The organism is Borreliella americana (genome assembly GCF_021043605.1).
In the GTDB taxonomy this organism is placed as follows: domain Bacteria; phylum Spirochaetota; class Spirochaetia; order Borreliales; family Borreliaceae; genus Borreliella; species Borreliella americana.
This window is the reverse complement of the sequence record NZ_JAJNFB010000062.1, coordinates 1-347: the sequence shown is the minus strand read 5'-3', so window position 1 is coordinate 347 and position 347 is coordinate 1. Positions and strand designations below refer to the sequence as shown.

The window sequence follows — 347 nt, the reverse complement described above, 5'->3', positions numbered from 1 at the left end:
GAAATTTCTTGGATACTGGATATTGGTATTCGATATTCTAAATTAGAAGGATTTTTTATTAAAGAGCTTTCTAGTGGTATTTTTTGTGTTAATATGATTTCTGATGTGCTTAAATTTTTTGACTTGTTATCTGCAATTAAGGCACAAGAGAATAATAAAGTGTATGTAGTTAATATTAATAATATCAATCTATTAATATTCTTCATGATTAGTATTTTAGCATAATTTTTTGTTTATGTTTTTGATTTGAAGTTTTTTAGAACTTTTATTTTTTTGTTTTTCCAATTTTTTACATTTATATTATATTTTTAATATTATTAAAAATAATTGATTTTTTTAATATAAAT

At 19.0% G+C, this 347-nt stretch carries 1 pseudogene; it reads right to left on the bottom strand.

The features are described 5' to 3' along the window. A pseudogene (locus LRB30_RS05850) lies at window positions 1-206 on the bottom strand (hypothetical protein); the annotation flags it as partial. Between the last annotated feature and the right edge of the window lie 141 nt (window positions 207-347).